15 protein-coding genes are annotated in these 15738 nt (G+C 49.1%); 5 read left to right on the top strand and 10 right to left on the bottom strand.

The window, feature by feature from the left end; translation table 11 throughout:
- Window positions 1–99: 99 nt before the first annotated feature.
- From Q0380_RS00835 to Q0380_RS00805, 7 genes are all read right to left on the bottom strand, one after another.
- Window positions 100–876: a MipA/OmpV family protein gene (locus tag Q0380_RS00835; RefSeq protein ID WP_298958972.1), complete on the bottom strand. Its 777-nt coding sequence runs from the start codon at window positions 874–876 to the stop codon at window positions 100–102.
- A 391-nt stretch (window positions 877–1267) separates the two neighbouring features.
- Window positions 1268–1945 carry an SMI1/KNR4 family protein gene (locus Q0380_RS00830; protein ID WP_298958969.1) on the bottom strand — a complete coding sequence of 226 codons (678 nt, stop codon included), beginning with the start codon at window positions 1943–1945 and terminating at the stop codon, window positions 1268–1270.
- A 550-nt stretch (window positions 1946–2495) separates the two neighbouring features.
- A complete protein-coding gene (locus Q0380_RS00825) occupies window positions 2496–3182 on the bottom strand; it encodes a tyrosine-protein phosphatase (protein WP_298958966.1) in 687 nt (228 codons plus the stop codon).
- Window positions 3183–3572: 390 nt separating this feature from the next.
- The gene (locus tag Q0380_RS00820) at window positions 3573–4031 is read right to left on the bottom strand and encodes a DIP1984 family protein (RefSeq protein ID WP_298958964.1); all 459 of its coding nucleotides are present in this window, start codon (window positions 4029–4031) and stop codon (window positions 3573–3575) included.
- Between the two features lie 18 nt (window positions 4032–4049).
- Complete coding sequence (locus Q0380_RS00815) at window positions 4050–4730, bottom strand: DUF799 domain-containing protein (protein ID WP_298958962.1); 681 nt, start codon at window positions 4728–4730, stop codon at window positions 4050–4052.
- Window positions 4727–5209 (bottom strand): DUF4810 domain-containing protein, encoded by a 483-nt coding sequence (locus Q0380_RS00810; RefSeq protein ID WP_298958959.1) that lies wholly within the window; start codon window positions 5207–5209, stop codon window positions 4727–4729. The genes Q0380_RS00815 and Q0380_RS00810 overlap by 4 nt, the downstream gene beginning before the upstream one ends.
- Window positions 5210–5218: 9 nt before the next feature.
- Window positions 5219–5896, bottom strand: a complete 678-nt coding sequence (locus tag Q0380_RS00805; RefSeq protein WP_297951240.1) for a CsgG/HfaB family protein — start codon at window positions 5894–5896, stop codon at window positions 5219–5221.
- 98 nt (window positions 5897–5994) lie between these two features.
- On the opposite strand from Q0380_RS00805, the gene Q0380_RS00800 reads away from it, so the two are divergent.
- The 3 genes from Q0380_RS00800 (at window position 5995) to Q0380_RS00790 (ending at window position 9514) form a co-directional block, all read left to right on the top strand.
- Window positions 5995–6675 carry a response regulator transcription factor gene (locus Q0380_RS00800; RefSeq protein WP_298958955.1) on the top strand — a complete coding sequence of 227 codons (681 nt, stop codon included), beginning with the start codon at window positions 5995–5997 and terminating at the stop codon, window positions 6673–6675.
- Entirely contained in the window at window positions 6672–7724 is a 1053-nt protein-coding gene (locus Q0380_RS00795) for a HAMP domain-containing sensor histidine kinase (RefSeq protein ID WP_298958952.1), read from the top strand. Before Q0380_RS00800 ends, Q0380_RS00795 begins: the two co-directional genes overlap by 4 nt.
- Before the next feature lie 1166 nt (window positions 7725–8890).
- On the top strand, window positions 8891–9514 hold the full coding sequence (locus Q0380_RS00790) for a hypothetical protein (protein ID WP_298958947.1): 624 nt from the start codon (window positions 8891–8893) through the stop codon (window positions 9512–9514).
- A gap of 61 nt (window positions 9515–9575) precedes the next feature.
- Here Q0380_RS00790 and Q0380_RS00785 read toward each other — a convergent pair whose 3' ends face one another.
- The 3 genes from Q0380_RS00785 to Q0380_RS00775 form a co-directional block, all read right to left on the bottom strand.
- A complete protein-coding gene (locus Q0380_RS00785; RefSeq protein ID WP_298958944.1) occupies window positions 9576–10316 on the bottom strand; it encodes a sulfite exporter TauE/SafE family protein in 741 nt (246 codons plus the stop codon).
- A gap of 119 nt (window positions 10317–10435) precedes the next feature.
- Complete coding sequence (locus Q0380_RS00780; protein ID WP_298958941.1) at window positions 10436–11119, bottom strand: hypothetical protein; 684 nt, start codon at window positions 11117–11119, stop codon at window positions 10436–10438.
- A gap of 605 nt (window positions 11120–11724) precedes the next feature.
- Window positions 11725–13149: an SPFH domain-containing protein gene (locus Q0380_RS00775; protein WP_298958938.1), complete on the bottom strand. Its 1425-nt coding sequence runs from the start codon at window positions 13147–13149 to the stop codon at window positions 11725–11727.
- A gap of 159 nt (window positions 13150–13308) precedes the next feature.
- On the opposite strand from Q0380_RS00775, the gene Q0380_RS00770 reads away from it, so the two are divergent.
- Window positions 13309–14328: an ABC transporter substrate-binding protein gene (locus Q0380_RS00770; protein WP_298958935.1), complete on the top strand. Its 1020-nt coding sequence runs from the start codon at window positions 13309–13311 to the stop codon at window positions 14326–14328.
- Window positions 14329–14838: 510 nt separating this feature from the next.
- Window positions 14839–15402 (top strand): isoprenylcysteine carboxylmethyltransferase family protein, encoded by a 564-nt coding sequence (locus tag Q0380_RS00765; RefSeq protein ID WP_298958932.1) that lies wholly within the window; start codon window positions 14839–14841, stop codon window positions 15400–15402.
- Window positions 15403–15738: the final 336 nt, after the last annotated feature.

The raw sequence follows: 15738 nt of genomic DNA, 5'->3' as shown, positions 1-15738 counted from the left end.
ACCGCTGTATTTTGCGTCGCGTACGCAATCCGTGGGCATAATCTCCTGCCCTTTTGATCGTAAAATTTTATCCTCCTAAGGGGGGGGCAAAAATTTGATTTAGAATTTATATGAAATTGCCATACTAAGCGCTTTTTCGTAGCGGCTATCCGTAATCGGCGAGCGCGAAATTTCATCGGAAAATCTATCTACGCCCGCCGTAACACTCACTCCAAATCCTTCGCCTAATTCGTAAAGCGCCGTAAGATGCACGCCTACTGCACTTGCACTACCGGGCTTATATGTGCTGCCGATGCGTCCACCGAGTTCGTCCTCATCGATACCGAAATAATAATTACTCATCTTGCTAGAAAACACTTCATAGTTGATCGCCGGCGTCAAGGAAAATCGCTGCGAAATCGGCACCGAATACGATGCTTCCGCACCATAACTACTGCCGCGCTTGCCGCCCTGCGCATGTGCGGATAGCTCAAAATCACCGAGGTTTACGCCCACTTCGCCACCGAGCGCAATTTGTTCATTGCGGTTATGAATACTTTGATAGCCGGGTTTTAGCTTGTTTGCTTTCACTTTCCAGCCATCAAATGCCTGTACATAGATAGTTGCAAAGACATGTTCGCCCAGATTCGCATTATATCCTACCTCCATACCATCAATGTAAAATCCGCCATATTTTATGGAGATACCCAGTATCGGGGTTGTTCGAGTACGCTCTTTAGTGCGAAACATTCCGTCATAAAATGCTACGCCGATACCGACGCTCACGCCGTTTTCCTCGCTATGCGCGCCACTCACGTCTTCTCTATCAAAACCTTTCGCCGATAGGGCGCCCGAAGCCATACCTATCGCTAAAACTACCGAAAAAGCTCTTTTCATCTTACTTCCTTTCGTATAAAAGTTAGTTCTTAACAATATTATTTTTTCGCTTTTTATTTTCTTAAGCGACCGATAAAATTCTGCCGCATTCAGCATCTCGGCTCATTCACGCAAATTTCTAAAGGCGCGGCAACATCGCACCTTCATTCCTTGATCGCCGCAACTTGCCGTATCGTAAAAATAAAATTCCATTGCTCGATATTTATTAAAATTTAAGAGCAACGGAAGCGGCGCATTTTATAAGAATGCGGCTTTGTATACGGGCGCTACTGCCGCTAAATTTCAATTAAAAAGCCGCCAGACTTATGCCCGAAATTATCAGGAATTTAAAGATCAAATTCCGCAGGCATCCGCGAAATTCTATATTTGCTCAAGCTACCGCAAAATTGCCTTATCCAGCGACGCGATTTACCCAGATCAAAAACTCATCGCTCGGGTTCTCGTCGTCCAAATGCGCGGGAGTGACGAGCTCAAGCGCAGTCTGCGGGATCGTCGTTTTAAACGTCTGTGTTACCCACTGCTGAAATTTCACGTTTGGATGCACGATAAAATCGTCGCTGTTTGGCGGCGTGCTAAAATCCTCATCCCAGCAGATTTCATCATAACCGATTGCGAGCAATCGTAAAAAATCAAGCCCATTGCGAGCCAAAACGCAGGTCATCGTCGAGCCCGAGCCGGAGCCCATGTGCACGATCTTCGTCTCGCCCGCATCGTCCAGCCACAGCGCGCACATCGAGCCCTCCGAGCCGCTGCCTGCGAACACGCAAAGCCGCTGCTTGATCTCCGCGGCAAGCTCGCGATCCTTGCCGTAAAACCAATACCTTAGCTCCTCGTCGCGATTTTTCGGCTCATCCGTGAAAAAGACGATGTCCGTGCCGCCCTCGCGCTCATCGTCGCTCCAGCTCTGCCGTAGCCGATCCTGCGGGTAGAGATAGCCGCGTCTGCGCCCGCCCGCGTCGTCATAAAAGCCGTTTGCCTCGATCCACGCATAAAGCGCCTGGGTCTCGCTCGGCACGCGCATGCCCTGCGGTAGCGCCTCGCGCAGCTGCACTAGTAATAAATTTTCCACGATCGCTCCTTTTTCTAAATTTGCCGCTCGAATTTTACTACGTTTTGGCTAAATTTACGGATATTTTGCCTGATATATACGGCGTTTTTACGCGCCCCGTCGCCGCAAGCGCAAATCGGGCTTTTAAAATTTAGCCGATTTTAGTTGCGATACGCACGTAGCATCGGCATGAGCGCATATTTGAAAAAAGTATGATAATTTTAAGTAGAAAAATGCGTAAAATTTTACAACTTAAATTTTATTATTTTAAGGTCTCTTTGCTTCTTTTTAGAAATTTGCGGCCTTAAATTTAGCTCGCCGCAAAGAGTAAAATTTTAGCGATATCTATAAATTTAAAATTTCTCGCGCCTTTTGTTTGCTAGCCTCAAATTTTTGTTCAAACTCTGCGAGTCTTTGCAGCTCGTTTTTCGCCCCTATTTTGGCGTATCCCGAGCCTCACCCCAGAAAATATACATAGCCCATATTCTAAGATTTCGTTATAAACTGCATTTTGTCATTATTAAATTTACAAATTTCGCCGCCGTCTGATCGGACGGGCGAAATTCCGCGTCTAAATTCCAAGCTCGGCTCTTATGAGTGCTTCGTTTCGCGGCGTCAAAAAGCCCGCGATGTCCTGCCACATGGAGTGAAAGCCGTATCCGCCGTCTATCATCTCGCTGCGCGCGGCGTCCAGGCTCCAGCCCTGATAGATCACACGGTACATCGCCACTACAAGCCCCGTGCGATCGGCTCCGTGATAGCAGTGTACGAGCACGGCGCCCTCCTTTTGGCGCTCGCGAATAGTGCGCAAAACGTCCACTATCTGCGCGGGCCTTATCTCCCAGCTTTGAAGCGGCTTGTTCGTGAGCCAAAATTGATCGCCAAATGCCCTTTTGTCGCCGCCTCTGCTAAAATGGCGCAGATTTACGATGCTTTTGATGCCAAGCTCATGCAGTTTCGCGGCATCGCCTCCGTCAAGCTGAGCGCTGCGAAACAGCAGCTCATCCACGCGGTAAAAATTTTTCACTTCGTCGATGAGGGTTGATTTTTGCGATGAGTTTGAGTTTATGCCGCGCGCTGCGGTATCTGCATTTTTAGAATGCGCGTGTTGAAATCTGGCGTCTTTTACGTCCGCGAGATTTTGCTCCGCGCCGCTCGTTTTTCTAAAATTTATGGAATTCGCTTCTGTAGCGAGCTCTGCATTCATGCCGGTCGCAAGGAAAAGCGCGGCTGCTAGCGCAAGGGTTTTAAATTTCAAATTTCATCCTTTAAATTTGGCTAAATTTTATGATTATTGTAAAAATTTGACGCCAGACGGGTCAAAATGCAAAATGGCAAGCGCGCCTAAATTTAAACGTAAAATTTAAGCGTCAAGGCCGCCCAGATCGCCGCCAAATTTTACTGCGAGCCCGCAAGCCGCGCCGCAAAAATTAAAATTTCGTTTTAAAATTTCCCCGTTCCCGCCCTGGGTATCGCTAGATCAGCATTAGGTAGTTACATTGCGCAGTCACATTGCCCCTGTAAATTTACTGAAAATAAATCGTAAAAAGGGGTGCGCCGTTTCCGCGAGCGCTATTAATTCCGTTGCAGGGAAGGTTTTCATGCTCGCCTCTTGCGATACTTACCCGAAATTTTAAATTTTACGCCCTTAGCTTTCGATCAGATCGGTCTGCCAGTTCGCGCCTTGCAGCGTCGTATCAAGCTGTCTGATCTGCTTAGCCAGCTCGTCCACTTGCTTTTGCAGCGCCGCGACGTCGACCGTGCTTAAAATTTTAATCTCGCTGCGCGAATATGCATCGATCTTTTGCGCGGCGACTTGCGCGAAAGTCCGTAGCGCGCCCGCTTTTAGCGTGAGTATGTCGCGCTTGGCGATCAGCTCGGTCAGGCTCTTGCCGTCCGCTTTTGCGGTGCAGTTGGTTAAATTTATCCGAACGATTAGCAGCTCAAGTTCGCCTGTAAGCGCGTCCAGCTCGGCTAGCAGCGCATTAGGCTCTTCGCTAGGCTTTTCACCCTCTTGCACTTTCGCGTTGTAAGCGAGCCTTGATTTTAGCTGCTCGATGCGTTTTTGTATGTCGGCGCGCAGTATCAGCGCCTCGGCTAGTTTCATTTTCGTCCTTTTTAAAATTTATTTGCCGCCGCCAAGCTGTCGATCTTGTCCGTAGTGCGGTGAATACGGGCCGTAGAGCAAGCATTTGTTGCAGTTCTGAGCTAGAAGCATCGCATCTGCGCTCGCAGAGAGCTTGTATCCCGCATCGGAGACGGTATCGCCGATCTGTTTGATAACCGCGGAGATCAGCATGCCTACAAGATCGCTACTGCCTCTGCTCGAGTCGTCGCTTACCTGCGCCGAGCCCTCCCAGAGCGTCGCGCCGCTTCGCAGATCCACGAGCTTGGCATTAACCGCCACGACGGTCGCACTATTTAGTAGCATATACGAAGTGCCGTATTTGACGACATCCATGTATAGCACGGCGTCTGCGCCGAAAATCTGTCTTAGCTTGTGCGTAGAGATGTTTTGGATCTCGCTTGCCTCGTAAATTCCATTATTTTTGAAGGTCTCATGCACGAGCGCAGGCGAAAATACATAATACCCGGCCTCGCTTAGCGGATAGATCGCGTTGGCAAGCACGGCAGCGCCTGCATCCACTTCGGTAGTTTCGTTGCTCGGCATCAGCACCAAAATCGATCGCGGCTTAGCCTGTTGAAGCGCCGAGTAATCGTAAATTTCAGGCTCGCTTAGAGCGCACGCGTTAAAAAACAGCGCCACGAATACGCTAAAAATCGCTATTTGAGCTTTATTTTTCATTTTTTAGCCTTTTTATTCGTTTTGCCGCCCTGCTTTGCGGCAACTTTGCCTTGCTTTGCAGAGGCTGCTTTGGCGACTTCGCGCCCGCTTGTAGCTTTCGTTTCATCAGACTTAGCCTCAGCTTTTTTAAGCGCGGCGGGGTTTGTAACGAAGGTCAAAAACGGCTTTGATTCAGGGAAGGCCTGAGCTTCTTTTTCAAAGTTTTCCCTCGCCCTCACGCCGTTGCCCGCGTTTAGATACAAAAGCCCCAGATGTGAATAAAGCCCCGGCGGGACTTTGAGCCCCTTTTCGTATGCCTTTTGGATGGATTTTTCAAGCGCTTCGATCTGCTCGCCTACGTCGCCTTCCTGCTTTAGATACCGATAGGTTGAGTCCGTGTAGCTGCCGTCCCAGTAATAAATTTGATTCCGCGTCCCGCCGCCGCAGCCGCAAAAGATCACGGCCGCAGCAGCAAGAACAAGAGCGCTGCTCGCTTTCAAATTTAATCCTTATCTCACTTTAAACGCGCCGTTTTCAAGGCCGTTTACAAGATTATTGACCGCTTCGATGATCGCCAGGCTTAACACCTTGCCGTTTAGCGTCGAATCATAGCCCGCAGTGCCGCCGAAACCTAGCACTTCGCGGTTTGATAGCTCATACTCGCCCGCGCCCTGAGTCGAAAAGACCACCTCGGACGTTCTGACGTCAACGATGTTTAAATTTACTTTAGAATACGCGGTTTGGGTCTTTCCCTTGCCTAAAATTCCAAACAGCTGATGATCTCCGGTCGTCTTGCGTCCAAACTCAGTCACATCGCCGGTGATAACGTATCTGGCGCCCTTTAAGTTTTGCGCGCTTTTGGAGATTGCGCTTTCCTCTTTGATGGCGCGCATATTTGTACGATCAAGCACCGAGAAGCGTCCCGTTTGCTGTAAATTTGAGATTAAAATCGTCTGCGCTTGGTTGCCCAGTCTGTCCTCACCGTCGGAGAACACGCCGTTGTTGTAAGAGGATTGGTTGTTAAAGCGTCCTACCGACACGGCGATCCGCTCGCCCGAGTAGTTGGTGTTTAGACTCGCTACCGTAGGGGTTTGCACTACGCGAGAGCTCTCTTTCGCGCATCCGCTAAATAGCGCCAGCACCGAAGCTGCAATAACGGCAGCCGATATGGTTTTTTTGAAATTCATTCTTTACTCCTTGAAAAAATTTACGTATAATATCTCATTATTTCTTAAAATTTTATGTATAAATTTAAGCGCATAAATTTAGCAAAACGGGAGCGATTATGCTTAATATTTTACTGGTCGAAGACGATGAGGCTTTGAGCTCGGTGATAAGAGAAAAACTGCTTGACGAGGGCTTTAACGTGAGCTGCGCTTTCGACGGCGAGCAAGCGGCAGAGGCGCTGGATAAGGCGCACTTCGATCTGATCATCTCGGACGTGATGATGCCTAAGATGGACGGCTTTGAGCTTAGCAGATACGTTAGGCGCGACGGCAAGAGCCAGCCGATACTGATTATAACGGCAAAAAGTGAGATCGAGGATATGCAGACGGGCTTTAAAAGCGGCGCGGACGATTATATGAGCAAGCCGATAAATTTAAAAGAGCTCGTGCTGCGCGTGCATGCGCTGCTAAGACGCGCAAAGATCGCGAACGAAAAGCGACTTCTCATCGGCGGAAGCGAGCTTGACTACGATACGCTAAGCGTCCGTGCGGCGGGCGAGCGGATAAGCCTGGCGCCGAAGGAATTTCGTCTTTTGTTTCTGCTGCTAAGCTATGCGGGCAGAATTTTTACGAGGTTTGAAATAATGAGCGAAATTTGGGGCTACGAAACGGACAGCGACGAGCGCGTCGTCGATACGCACGTCAAAAAGCTGCGGGCGAAATTTGAAAACTCCAAAGATTTTGAGATAATCACCGTGCGCGGGCTCGGCTACAAAGCCGTAAAAAAGGAGCGAGCGTGAAAAAATACCTCATCAGCCTCAAAAGCTTCATCGCGTTTTACTCTTCGCTCGCATTCGGCCTGATAAATTTCATCGTCTGCTTCGCGGTTTGCATGCTTTTTTACATAGGCATCGGCGGCAAGATCGGCGGGTTTTGGGACGGAGTGGCGCTGTGCGCGATCATCTGCTTAATCACGATGGCGCTAAATTTTACCCTGCTTTACTTCGGACTTAAAATTTTATTCCGCCCGATCAAGCGGCTATTAGACGCGATCACCGCGATCGCAAACGGCGATTTTGAGGCGCGCGCCGAGCGCAAGCTACACGGGCACCGCACCGATTACGTATATATGCACGAGCTGGACGAGCTTGTGGTAAACGTCAATAAAATGGCGCAGAAGCTGCAAAAGCACGAGCAGCTACAAAAGGAGTTCGTCTCAAACGTCTCGCACGAGATGAAAACGCCGATCTCCTCAATCGCCGCGTTAAGTGAGATGATAGAGGGCGGCGTGAGCGAGGAGCGCGCGGTGCGATACGCAGCCTCCATCGGCGCAGAAGCAAACCGCCTAAGCAAGCTCTGCACCGATATGCTAAAGCTAACCAGGCTTGATAGCGGTGCGGCGGTGTGCCTAGATGAGACGGTACGTATCGACGAGCAGCTGCGGCAATGCATCATCTCGCTAAGCCAAAACTACGAAGGGCGCGAGTTTGAGCTAGATTTATCGCCACTTAGCCTGCAATCAAACGCGGGGCTGCTAAATCAAATTTGGCGAAATTTGATCGAAAACGCGCTTAAGTACTCGCGCCCGAACGGTAAAATTTTCGTTTGTTGCTGCGCTTGCGATGGCTTTGCGCAGGTGAGCATAAAAGACGAAGGCATCGGCATCGCGCGAGAGAAGCTGGATAAAATTTTTGACCGATTTTATCAGTGCGAGGAATCGCACAAACAGCTTGGCAGCGGGCTTGGACTTAGCATCGTACGCACGGCGCTTGATCTTTTGGGCGGACAGATCGAATACGAAAGCGAGCCGGGCGTAGGAACCGAGGCGCGCGTTAAAATCCCGCTTTAAATTTCAAATTAAGACGGTGCGGATGAGCTGCGTCTTGTAATTCGTAGCTCGCCGTAAAATTTCGCCCACAGGCGCAAGCCACGCCGATGCAAGCTTTGACGATACGGGCCCTGACGGCGCAATCCTAGCCGATGCAGTCCTTTGATGATACAAGCTTTGACGACGTAAAAAAGCGTGGGCGTGTCGCGCGCCGCATTCACATAAAATTCTGCTTTAAATTTTATATCGATTTGCCGCGGATGCCGCGCGCGCCGCGACGAGGTCGGAATTCTGCTTTAAATTTACCGCGCGCTGCGACTTTGCCGCACATTACGGCGAGCGGGCAGGCTCGCTTAAATTTGCCGCGCCTTAACACAGGTAGCTGAATTTTGCCTGAAATCCGCCGCTGCTCGCTCACGCTTTGCAACGGACGGAGAAATTTTGTCCTAAATTTCAAAAGACACATTAAGAACACAATCATCTTATATAATCCCGCTCATAGATCGATCGGGTACGCCCCTAGCGCCCGAGTTCGGCAAATAATAAAATTAAAAACAAAGGAGAAGCGATGAATACGACCGTACTTCATTCAGTGCTAGCGATAGAGGCCATTTTATGGGGGCTTTTGTCGGCTATAGTTTTAGGCGCGTAATTTTTACGCTTTGAGCTCGGCGATCTGCCGAAATAATTTATAAAATTTACGAAATTTGCGCCCTGCCTCGCATCCGCTGCGAAAAGGGGCGCACCCTAGCTAACTATAAATCAAAATTTTAATCCACCCGCCGCCTGCTGCGCAAACCTCACTACGTGCAAACCCATACCGCACGCAAACCGGCCGCACGCAAACCTTGCTGTGCGCAAACTCCCGCCGCAAACTATAAAGATCGATAAAATTTTAAATGCTACTAGCGGACGAATGAGCTAGTTGACGCCCCATTTCATCCGCGCCTTTTGCAATATGTGCTCGCTCGCAAACAGCTTGTGATAGGAAAATGATTTTAACGGCGCAAATTTTAAGATACGCAACCCGCTCCCAATCGCGCGAATTTACGCCTTTGCCGCTAAGCGATTTTTAAAAGCTCTCGAGCTAAAATTTATCTCGATCTAAGATCAAATTTAAACTCAACCAAGACGGCAAAAATTTCACAAAAGACGTCGCAAGCGGCAAAATCTCAAAGGAGCCTAGCTTGAAAAAATCGATAAATTTCCTGAGGCACATTTGCGCAGATTTGCTTGCAGGCAGAGCGCTACTGCACCCGATCCTACTTACGGCTGTATTTTTAGCGGCGAAATTCGGCACGATCTATCTTACGCGCATTGCGATTTTGGGGTACGAATACCATCGGGGGAATTTTGGAGGAGAGCTATTTTATATCTCTTTCGATTTTACCGCGAATGCCTATTTTATCGCGCTCTGCTTGCATTGGCTGCTTAGCGGCGCGATAAAGCGCTCTCTTACGCCGCTACGAGCAGCCTTGGCGATTTTGATCGTCGCAGCGTGCATTTTAGGCTATTTAGATGCGGATGAGCACTACCAAAAGGAGGGCACGATGTTTTATTTTTTCGCAGGCTCTCTCATCGCGATCTGCATTTATCTTTTGGCTGCGGCGATCAAGCTTAGAAGGTTTCTGCCCGTAATCTGCGTGCTCGCGTATGTTTTAAGCTACGTTTTTTGCGTGTGGATATATTTTCAAATACCGCTAAAATCGCTCTACGTAATCCGCGCGCTATTTTTTCTGTGCCCGCTCGCGTGGACGTTTTATTTCAAATACGAATTTCAAAAATCGCTCGCGCGAACGGACGGAGTTTAAATTTTAAAATTTAAAGCACGCTTTAGGCCGAATTTAGGCGCGGCAAGCGAAACGAACAGCGCTAGTTTAGAGCGATAAATTTTTTGATCGTCACGCAAAGTATCGTGACGATAAGTGCGATCATCCAGCACTTTTGAGCTTTTTTGCCGATCCTGTGCGAGGTTTTGACGCCCGCATAAACGCCCGCTAGCGAGCCGACGCCGAGTAATGCACCGATTTCGTAGTACACGAGCCCGTGCGCGGCAAGACTAATAAAGCCCGCGCTTGAGGAAAATATCACGAAAAATAGCCCCGTACTGACGGCCTTTTTGATGTCGTAGTTTAAAAAGCTGATCAAAATAGGCATCACGAATACCGCGCCGCCGATACCCACGCTGATCGCCACGGCGCCGACGAGCAGCCCCACGATAAAGAGTAAAATTTTTGATTCGTTAGCCTCGCCGGTGGGCTCGGTCGGGGTTTTGAAGAGTTTGATTAAATTTATGATCTGCACCAAAATGAGCGTGCCGAGTAGAAATTTTGAGGAGAAATAGCTTACGATAAAGCCACTGCTAAGCGCGCCGCAAAAGCCCCCGAGCCCCAGCACCAGCGCCGGCGCGACGTCGAGCATTTTGCTTTTAAAATTTACGAACGAGCCGAAAATCGAGCTGAAGATCATCTGCATGATGCTGATGCCGATGGCGTACTTGACATCGTAGCCGAAGAGCATCATCACGGGCACCACGACCGTGCCGCCGCCGATGCCGAAAAATCCGCTGATAAAGCCTACGCAGGCGCCGATTAAAATGTATTCAAAAAACATCCGTATTCCTTATTTCAGCCCCTTTGATCTCTCTAAATTCCGCTTTTTGCGGCTTGTAATTAAATTTTACTGTTTTGCGAGTCTTTAAATTTAAGCGCAAAATTTAGTAAATTTAAGCCTTATAGCTGTTTCGCTCCGCGCATCCATTCGCGGTAGCGCTCGCGCGAAATTTTTATATTTTCATATCGCAAGGTATCCGCGCGAAAGCATTTTAGGCTCAGTTCATTACCCTCAAAGCCCGCAAAATCAGCCTGCTCGTAGATGTCGTAACCGCCCCGTATGCAGTCTAAAACATCTACATATCTCTGCTCTTCGCTCATCGGCTCGGCAAAGCTCACCAAATGCACGCCGTTTGGAGCCGCCCAGTAGCAGCCGCTCACGGCCAGCGCGTCCCAGCCCCGCAGATAGTGCACGCCGCCCCAAATGAAGCTCTCCTTGCCGAGCGTCCAGGCGTCCGGCACGAAGCGCATGATCTGCGCTGAGGCTAGATCAAGCACGCTATAGCCGTATAGATCCTGGCGAAAGACGAGGTAAAATTTGCCGTTTGCGTGGCGGATCAGGCTGAAAAATTCCGCCCGATCGTCTATACAGCGCCAGTTTTTTATCTGTATTTTGTGAGTATCAAACAGCGTGTATTCGCCGCCGCCAAAGCTTGCCGTGCTGGGCCCATATGCGTCCTTTACGATCTCATATCCGCTACCCAAATTTATCGTTTGGCACTGAGTAAAATTTTGCTCCTCAAAAAGAGCTTCCGCCTGCTTGATGCGCGCTTGATACTGCGCGGAATTTACGGCGTTTGGCATCGTGCGCTCCTTAAAATTTTATGTAGGCGGGTTAAATTTTGCGCTGCCTCAAACGGCTCGCGCTTCTTGAGTTTCATGCGAATCGAATCAATTTTGCCTCGCAGGGCGGCAAAATTTGACCGATAAACGGCAGAGCTCAAGCATTGGCGGCAAACCTACAACTACTAAGTGTAATTCGCGTGAACGCTATGCACCCGCGCCTAAATTTTAAATCTTGCTTTGCGAATTTTTTTAAAATTTACCCGCAGTTTCGGCGCTCTACGAATACTTGCGATACCGCACCGTTTCCAAACGCTACGCACGGAAGGCTTAAAATTTTACTAGCATTTAAAATTTCGAGGCGTTTAAATTTCACGATATTTAAAATTCCGCGGCATTTTAAAATTTCACGGCATTTTAAATTCCAGCGAAATTCTAAATTCTGCGAGTATTTAGAATTTACAACCTTTAAAATTCCTCTAGCGTCTTAAATTTTATCCGACGTAGGCAGGTAAACTGCCAGAACAAGCAGATCACTCAAATTTACTCGCCCCTGCAACGCCGTTAGCGTATAAATTTAAAATTTTACTCGCCCGAGATGTTGCGAACATTACTCGGTGCGAATATTACTCGGATTTATCCCCCTCCTTGGCGCCTGAAATTTTATCCAGCACCTTTTTGCCGACCTCGCTTTGATTTAGCGCTTCAAGCATCGCGGCTAGCTGCGTGCCGCCCTTGGCGCTTAAAATTTCGCCGAATTTGCTCATCCCCTCGCCCACGCTGCCTTCGTTCGCGATGATCTTAAGATCCGCCGCGCTTAGCGCCTTGGCCTGCTCTAGGCCGATGTCGCGGTTCGCTTCGATCTGTTTGATCGAAATGAGATAGGTCTGATAGCCCTGATTTTCGCCGATCTCGCGTGCCAACTCGATCTGTGCGTTTACCGGCGCGAGCTCTTTTAACCTAAGCGCCTCGGCCTCGGCAGAGCCTATCTTTAGCGTACCTTGTGCTTCTTTATCCTTCATCTCCAAAAGCGCCGCGGCGGCGAGAAACTGCTTCTCTTTATCGCCCTGCGCTACTAAAATTTGATTTTCCTTGATCGCTTCGGCGTCGCGGATTTTGGCGTTTTTACGCGCTTCGGCGTCGATCTCGATCTTGCGCTGCTCCTGCTCGGCTTTTACGATCTCCACTTGCTTTTTGATCTCGGCCTGCTTGACGTCGTTTACCCGCACGACCTCCATCGCCTTTTCCTGCGTGATCTTTTGCTGATCCTTGATGAGCTGCTCGGCCTGCTCTTTTGAGATTGCGACTTCGCGCTCGTTTTCGACGGTCTTAAGGCCCACCATCTTATTGGCCTCCTGCTGGCGCACTTCGGTTGCCTGCGCGGCTTCGATCTCGGCGATTTGAGCGAGCTTGGTGTTGTTTGCGACCTCGACGCGGCTTTCCTTTTCGATCTGGGATTTTTTCTTCTCCATGATGTTTAAGATGACCTTGCTGCCGCTGCTATCTCGGATATCCATCAGCTCGATGTTTTTAACGGGCTCGATACCCCAGTTTTGCAGCTGCGTCTTTACCGCCTTGGTAAAATCATCTCCGAGCTCGGAGCGGATCTGCAAAATATCCTCAAGTACACGGCTCGAAAGGATCGAACGGATCGAGCCTTGAATGATATTTCTAAGCTGATTGTTAAGATCCTCAAAATTATTAACGCGTTGCGCGGCTAAATTTGAATCCATAATCCTAAAAAACGCCGTGATATCGACGACGAAAGGAAGCCTGCCTAGATCATACGCCTCGTAATCCTCGATCTTGATACTAAAAACAGAGACCGGCAAAACGATCTTCGTAACGCCCAGCACCGGCACCCAGCTTGGGAATTCATAGTAGCTGTTGCCGTTGCCGGTATCTTTGCCGTAGCTCGTCGTCTTGCGTGCGCTTTGGACGATATGCACTTCGTTCGTCTCCACTATACGCCTGAAAAACAGAGGCACGATGATAAAAAGCGCGATTAAAACCCCGGCGGCGGCGCCTATTAAATACAAAATTTCATCCATTTTCTCTCCTTTAAAAATGCTAAATTTAAAATGGATTATATAAAAATTTACTTTGAAAAATAATAAATAATCGCGGCGACAGCGGTTAAAATTTACGCAATTTTAATGAGATTTTATGTAATATCGCAGCGTATATTTCAATACCTTTTAGGAGAAAAAATGAAAAAATTTTTACTACTGCTTTTAGCGGGCGCGCTTTTTGCGAGCGCAGCAGAGCTTAGAACTATCAAGGATATGGACGGAGCTGAGGTTAAAATCCCCGCAAAAGTTGAGCGCATCGCGGCGCTCTGGCACTCGAACAATCAAATTTTACTGGCCCTAGGAGGAGCGGACAAGATCGTCGCTACCACCGATAACATCAGCAAAAACGCATGGTTTCTTAAAATTTATCCGCGCCTAGCGCAGATCCCAGTACTGCTAAAAAATAACGACGTAAATTTAGAGGAACTAATGAGCCGTAACCCCGACGTAGTCATCGTCTCAACCGCACTGGCAGGCGAAAATTTAGCTAAGCAGGGCTTTACCGTTTTAAAGGCGAGCTTTAGCGATTACGAGCAGATGAGGCGAAGCATCAGGATGTGCGGCGATATGCTAGGCGGCGACGCGCCGCAAAGAGCGAAGGATCTGATCGCAAATCTCGATAAAAATATCGCTTTGGTTAGCGGCCGCACCGCAAATTTAAGTCCCGATAAGCGCCCGCGCGTCCTTCACATCGTAGGCGGAACCGATCTTTTAAAGATCGACGGCAAGGGCACGCTGATCGACTCGTGGATAGAGCTAGCCGGTGGAACGAATGCGATCACCGCCACAAAAGGCCCGATGAAAACCATCACTGCCGAGGAGATCATCGCTAGCAACCCGCAGATCATAATCGTGGGCGGCGATCACAACGAAGATGCGGTAGCTCAGATCAAATCCAGCCCGATCTACAGCGGCACGGATGCGGTCAAAAACGGGCGCGTTTACGGCAATCCGCGCGGGGTTTTCAACTGGGATCGATACGGCGCGGATACGGTGCTTCAAATTTTATGGGCGGCGAAAACCATCCAGCCGGAGCTTTTTGCGGATATCGACATAAAGGCCGAAACGAAGGCGTTTTATAAAAAATTTATGAATTACGAGCTAAGCGACGCGGAATTTGGCTATATTTTAAAAGGACTTAGCCCGGAGGGTAAATAACGCGCGGCACCGAAGCAACGACGTCGGCGCCGCACCTAGCAGGCAACCCGTGCCGAACAGTTTCATCGTGTAGTAGGCAGCGAGTACATCGGTACAGAATGTTTCATCGTGCGACGCACATCGGTGCCGAGCAGACTGCCTGTCCTATCTCGACACCAGATATACAAATCGTCTAGTCATACTGGCGAGCGGCGTCGTATCGTCAAAATAAGCGGCACTATCGCATTTTTGGCGCGTTGAAGTGCGGATGCCGCCCGCATAAAGTGCAGATCCCATCGGTGCTCGGCGCGTCGATACCCGAATGAGCGGCGTCACTATCGTATTGCCTTACCGAAGCGGCATCCCTAACGCGCGGCGTGCCGAGCAAACATAGCCGCAGCACGCTAAAACGGGCGGTGCGAGGCGAAGTAAAATTTAAACCCGCGGCAAGCTAAAAAGGTAAAGTAAAGCGGCGAGCGAAAAAGGGCAAAACAAAGCTGCAAGATAAAATTTAAAGCAAAGGAAGCGGTCATGGAAATTTCATTTTTTACGACGCTTAAGCCTGCTCTAGCGGGTGCTTGGATACCCTCATTTGCGATGGTGCTGATACAATTCGCGTATATGTTTATCTACAAGGAGGTCGGCAAACGCGCCACCGATACCTCGTGGTACGCGCTCGCGGACAAGCGAAATGCGATCATAAGCTCGCTGCTGCAAGTAGCACTGCTTATTTTGTCAGTATTCGTGCCGCTTAAGACGGGCAGCGCGTGGTTTTGGATCGGAGCGGTAATCTACGTAGCGGCTTTTGCGGACTTCATCAAGGCGTTTTACGACTATGCGGCGGCTCCTGCGGACAGAGCCGCACAAGGCGGCATCTACCGCCTATCGCGCAATCCGATGTATTTCTTTTATTTCCTCGGCATGGCGGGCGTTTGTATCGCCTCGGCGTCGCTGTGGCTACTCATAGTGATAGTGCCCTTTGCCATATACAACCATCTCGTGGTCCTCGGCGAGGAGCGCTACTGCGAGCAAGCCTATGGACAGGAATATTTAAAGTATAAACGCAAAACGCCGAGATATTTTTTGTTCTTTTAAGGGGAGCAACGCGCGATTGAGCTTTAAAGCAGGAGCGTAAATTTAGATAACGCTTTAAAATTTTAACTAGACTTGCGGGCTAATTTTAAAATTTTGCCCGAAATTTTAAGGACTGCAAGAGCTGAGGCTTAAATTTAGAACTAAATTTAAAGCCCGAAATTTTAAATTTGCTCGCCGCCTAGGCTAAATTTAAAATGGCGCAGCACTTAAAACGCCATTTTAAATTTAGCCTGCGTGCACCGCAGCATCGTCAAGCGCGCGACTCCACCAACGGCAAAAGCAAACTATGACGGCAGCTGCTAAGCGAAGTCCAATTCACGCCCATACCCGCAAGCA

Origin of the sequence: uncultured Campylobacter sp. (genome assembly GCF_937959485.1) — a bacterium.
In the GTDB taxonomy this organism is placed as follows: domain Bacteria; phylum Campylobacterota; class Campylobacteria; order Campylobacterales; family Campylobacteraceae; genus Campylobacter_B.
The sequence above is the reverse complement of the archived record's forward strand: the minus strand, read 5'-3'. Positions and strand labels throughout refer to the sequence as shown.